At 40.8% G+C, this 4,572-nt stretch carries 7 protein-coding genes and 1 pseudogene; 7 read left to right on the top strand and 1 reads right to left on the bottom strand.

What is annotated here, in order from left to right:
• The first annotated feature begins 1 nt into the window (after position 1).
• The 6 genes from D908_RS02415 to D908_RS02440 all read left to right on the top strand — a co-directional run bounded on the left by D908_RS02415 (position 2) and on the right by D908_RS02440 (position 3,218).
• Entirely contained in the window at positions 2-136 is a 135-nt protein-coding gene (locus tag D908_RS02415; RefSeq protein ID WP_086028658.1) for a DUF645 family protein, read from the top strand.
• 195 nt (positions 137-331) lie between these two features.
• Positions 332-727 (top strand): hypothetical protein, encoded by a 396-nt coding sequence (locus D908_RS02420; protein ID WP_005527083.1) that lies wholly within the window; start codon positions 332-334, stop codon positions 725-727.
• Between the two features lie 165 nt (positions 728-892).
• Complete coding sequence (locus D908_RS02425) at positions 893-1,396, top strand: DinB family protein (protein WP_001158953.1); 504 nt, start codon at positions 893-895, stop codon at positions 1,394-1,396.
• Between the two features lie 134 nt (positions 1,397-1,530).
• On the top strand, positions 1,531-2,001 hold the full coding sequence (locus D908_RS02430; RefSeq protein ID WP_005527080.1) for a hypothetical protein: 471 nt from the start codon (positions 1,531-1,533) through the stop codon (positions 1,999-2,001).
• Between the two features lie 137 nt (positions 2,002-2,138).
• On the top strand, positions 2,139-2,654 hold the full coding sequence (locus D908_RS02435; protein ID WP_005527078.1) for a ClbS/DfsB family four-helix bundle protein: 516 nt from the start codon (positions 2,139-2,141) through the stop codon (positions 2,652-2,654).
• A gap of 168 nt (positions 2,655-2,822) precedes the next feature.
• Positions 2,823-3,218 (top strand): DUF3465 domain-containing protein, encoded by a 396-nt coding sequence (locus D908_RS02440; RefSeq protein WP_032467738.1) that lies wholly within the window; start codon positions 2,823-2,825, stop codon positions 3,216-3,218.
• 138 nt (positions 3,219-3,356) lie between these two features.
• Here D908_RS02440 and D908_RS02445 read toward each other — a convergent pair whose 3' ends face one another.
• Positions 3,357-4,244 (bottom strand): hypothetical protein, encoded by an 888-nt coding sequence (locus D908_RS02445; protein ID WP_005527074.1) that lies wholly within the window; start codon positions 4,242-4,244, stop codon positions 3,357-3,359.
• A gap of 224 nt (positions 4,245-4,468) precedes the next feature.
• On the opposite strand from D908_RS02445, the pseudogene D908_RS23085 reads away from it, so the two are divergent.
• Positions 4,469-4,572: pseudogene (locus D908_RS23085) on the top strand (GNAT family N-acetyltransferase); the annotation flags it as partial.

The raw sequence follows: 4,572 nt of genomic DNA, 5'->3' as shown, positions 1-4,572 counted from the left end.
CATCATCGCTGTGATCTGGCTTTCTTTGTCGCGGACTCTTAACCGTGGCCAACTTAACCTTGATCGTTTTGAGTTTTGGCAGCCAACTTCACAGCTTTTGGCTCTGGACGTGTGTTTGTGTGATGCTTTTGCGTAAAATGACTTTCAAGCAAATGTGTTTAAAAAGTCATTGTTAAACAATGGGCTACGAAACTAACAAACGCCTCAAGAGGGACTGTCAACACGCGGCGTTTCCAGTCCCAATGAGCCGCGGTGGTTATGGTTGTTGCGTTTGAGTTTAGTGGTGCGTTGCCAGCCCCTTAGGCGGGCGTTAGCTTTCAAGGAGGAAAATTTGAAAACTGTGTTACTTAAAATTACGTGTTTATGTTTGGTATTGCTGTCAGCTCAGGCATTTTCATCTGGGCTAGAAAACATCAATTCAGCAATAACATCATGTAAAGCAGCTGCATTAAATGAAGATAATTTCGTTGCTGGCTATTGCATAGGTGTTATTCACGGCGCTTCAATGCTGATACCTGCAACTAAAAAAGGAGGGCGTATCTGTGCTGATGGTTATTCTCAACCTGATATGGCCATGAAAATAACTTCTTATCTAATGGATACAAAAGTTATTATTGAGAAAATTAATGCAGATAAACTTCCTCCAGCTGGAGTCCCATTTGAAAAAATGAGTGCACCTGACCTTATTTTGTATGCTATTGGTAAGAACTTTGTGTGTGAAAGCTAACAAACTGCTCAAGAGGGATTCGCAACGCGTGGCATTTTTACTATGCGTTGAAATTAGTGATTAAGGTGGTTTGCAGCAACATCGGTATTGCGTTGCTCACCCCTTAGCAGGGCGTTAGGTGCCAATCAGTTTTTAGAGCCTTCAATAATAATTCATGGAGAAAAAATGCAGTTTGCTAGTGTATTTCAATATAAAAAATGGGCAAACGACGAGTTGCTTGAGTTAGGTGAAAAACAGTTTTCACAATTACCAGAAAACGATGCGACCTTTTTCGTTCGGATTTTAAATCACACAACGGTCGTGGATAGTCTTTTCATCAGTCGCATTTTAGATGAGCCAGAAAAGTACAGTGGTGACAATACAGTCGAGACACCCTCATTATCTGAGTTACGACGAACAATAAATGAGCATGACTCATGGCTTGTTGATTTTACACAGTCGGTCAGTGCAGATGAACTCAAGCGAAATGTGACTTTCCGTTTTATCGATGGTGGTTTTGGACAGCTAACAGTAGAAGAAATTTTACTGCATTTACTGACACATGGCAGTAATCATCGAGGTATGGCCTCAAGAGTGTTAGCAGAAAATGGTCTTGAGCGTCCGAAAGATACTTTTACCCGCTATTTACACGAAACAGAGCCAACAAGAAGAGAGAGTTCGGGCACCTAACAAACGCCTCAAGAGGGACTGTCAACGCGTGGCGTTTCCAGTCCCAATGAGCCGCGGTGGTTACGGCTGTTGTGTTTAAGTTAGTGTTATGCGTTGCCAGCCCCTTAGGCGGGCGTTAGGTATTATGAGGAAATATGGCAATAAATACAGAGTTTTATTCGGATTCAAAAGCGGCAAAAGCCCATGTTGGTTTTCAGTTACTTATTATTTTAAGCCTTCTTTCAAAGGATGCTGTTACTACATCGCAATCAATAGCGACAATATTTATTGCTATAGCGCTCCCTTTACTGTTAGTTGCTTTGACTCTTCTGCCTGAACTTGACACGGACATGGAAAAGTACTCCAAAGTTCAATATTGGTGGGGAGCCGGTACATTAGTTAGTGGACATGTTTTTGGTTTACTAGCCACAGCATCATTACTCTGGGGTTTTAATGTCATTGCTGGAATTGTATTTATCGCTATATCGCTCGTTCTCATAGTTGTGTTTTCAGTATTTCTACTGAAAACAGTGGGAATGTCAGGTTTGGATTTTTATGAAAAGTTTCTGAGTAAGGAAACAATAAAGTCGGCAAAAGAGCTACTTGGTACAGAGAAAAATACCTAACAAACGCTTCAAGAGGGACTGTCAACGCTTCGTGTTTCCAGTCTCAATGAGCCGAGGTGGTTACGATTGCTATGTTTGAGCTTAGTGATAATGCGTTGCCAGCCCCTTAAGCGGGCGTTATGTGAATGGAGAGAATAATGTCTTCAGTTCCTGAATCAAAAGATGAGTTGCTCACAGCTATAAATTCTATATACCCGAAACTTATGGACGACTATCGGAATGTTCCTGCATCAATGGCACGTAAGTGTGAAATTGAAGGTAACGTAAAAGGAACACAAATTAGCGTTTGTGACACTGTCGCTTATCTTGTTGGTTGGGGAAACTTGGTTTTGAAATGGCACAGTTTGAAGTCGCAAGGTTTGCCAGTCGACTTTCCTGACACGGGGTATAAATGGAATCAGCTTGGATTGTTGGCGGTCAGTTTTCACGATCAGTACCGTGACTGGAAATACGAGGACTTACTCAAGGAGTTAGACTCAACATTAAACGAGCTTATCTTGTTAGTTGAAAGTTTAAGCAATGAAGAATTGTATGAAACGACGTGGTATGACAGATGGACATTTGGTCGAATGATCCAGTTCAACACGTCATCACCAATGAAAAATATGCGAGCTAAAGTTAGGCGATTTAACAAAAATAACAGGCTTCGGTAGGCAATTCACATAACAAACGCCTCAAGAGGGACTGTCAACGCGTGGCGTTTCCAGTTCCAATGTGCCGTGGTGGTTACGGTTGTTGTGATTGAGTTTTGTGGTAATGCGTTGCCAGCCCCTTAGGCGGGCGTTAGGTGAATGGTCAGTGGATTGAACAAGGACAGTTTTATGAAATGGTTTTTAGCGTTTTGGCTTGTTGTCGCAAGCTGTTTTTCGGTCAGCTTGTATGCCAATGACGCCGTTTTACAACAAGCTTATCAATCGCAACAAAGTGACTTGCAGGTTCAAGGACTTGGGCAAGTAGTGAAAGTGTTACCCGACGATAACGATGGTTCTAAGCATCAAAAATTCATCTTAAAGCTCAATAGCGGACAAATATTGCTGGTTGCTCATAACATCGACTTAGCACCGAGAATTCCGAACTTGAAGGTTGGCGACAGTGTTGAGTTTTATGGTGAATACGAATGGAACAAAAAGGGTGGAGTTCTTCATTGGACTCATAAAGATCCTCAAAATCGTCATGCGCATGGTTGGTTGAAACACAATGGGCAGGTGTACGAGTAAATTCACCTAACAAACGCCTCAAGAGGGACTGTCAACGCGCGGCGTTTCCAGTCCCAATGAGCCGAAGTGGTTTCGGTTGTTGTGTTTGAGCTTGGTGGTAATGCGTTGCCAGCCCCTTAGGCGGGCGTTATGCAACAATCACCTTACTACAAAAATTTCTTTGCTTGGAATAGAAACTATCTTATGAATTTTTCCATCTTCGTTAATAGGTACTGATAGAATAGTATTCACGCCAACATAGTCGAATAAGATATTTGCGCTTTTATACATCTTATAATCTTTACCAAAATTACTATCTTCTCCTTTAATGCCATACTCCGACAATAAAGTGGTATATGGGGCTTTTACATGTATGACAACATTGTCCGTTTTAACTTTAGTTAGCGACATTGATGTATTAATAACATTATCTCCAACTCCACCAAGTATTAGTGGTGTTATTAAAAGCATTACAACTAGTTTTGGTGTTTTCCCTGATATTTCTCTCTGTAAGTTCGTCTCTCTAGCAGTTTTTTCTTTCTTATATTTTATCTTTGTTAAAATCTCCAAATTTTTGAATATTGTTTCGTACATAATTGCTACAAGCATTACAGTAGATAAGATTCTAATGGCAGATGTTAAGTCACCAAAGTTGCTTACAACTAGTAATAGCCCAAATATGGAAAAGACTAGTTTATCTATAGATAAACTAGGGAAATCAATCTTTATATACTTTTTCGGTTGTCCTTTTACTTTAAGAACTATGTTGTTTACTATGCTGAATAGCCATATAAGTACTTTAAATGGCTTGCTAAGCAAAGCTCCGGCTGACACAAGCATTAAAGTAAATGCAAGGTAGATAAAGCCAAAAACCAATGATAAAGCGACAAAGAAAATGCCATCTCCTAAAGTTAATCCTTTCGGGTAGTAGCTAAGGCTAAAACAGTAGTAAAGGACAATAGTAACTCCAAAGGCAGTAGATACTTTAAAAGCTAAGGTTAGTCCCTTTGTCATGTTATCGAACTTGTCACTAATATTGGTAAGCATAGTCAAACCCTTATGGAGCTGTTTTTATTTACAGGTGTATTTATGCACAGTACCTGTGGGATTGCAAGTTGAAAGTATAGTTGCATAACAAACGCCTCAAGAGGGACTGTCAACGCGTGGCGTTTCCAGTTCCATTGAGCCGCGGTGGTTATGGTTGTTGTGTTTGAGTTTAGTGGTAATGCGTTGCCAGCCCCTTAGGCGGGCGTTAGGCACAGGGTGGAAAATTGGAACTACAACAGTTAAATCAGCACCATCTTAAATGCTTGCTCGAGCATGTTTGCCTGGACTCAGAATTGACGTTTTGTGAAGGGGCTGTGCCACCAAGGCA

This window comes from Vibrio mimicus CAIM 602, assembly GCF_000338875.1.
GTDB lineage: Bacteria > Pseudomonadota > Gammaproteobacteria > Enterobacterales > Vibrionaceae > Vibrio > Vibrio mimicus.
This window is presented reverse-complemented; position numbering and strand designations above follow the sequence as displayed.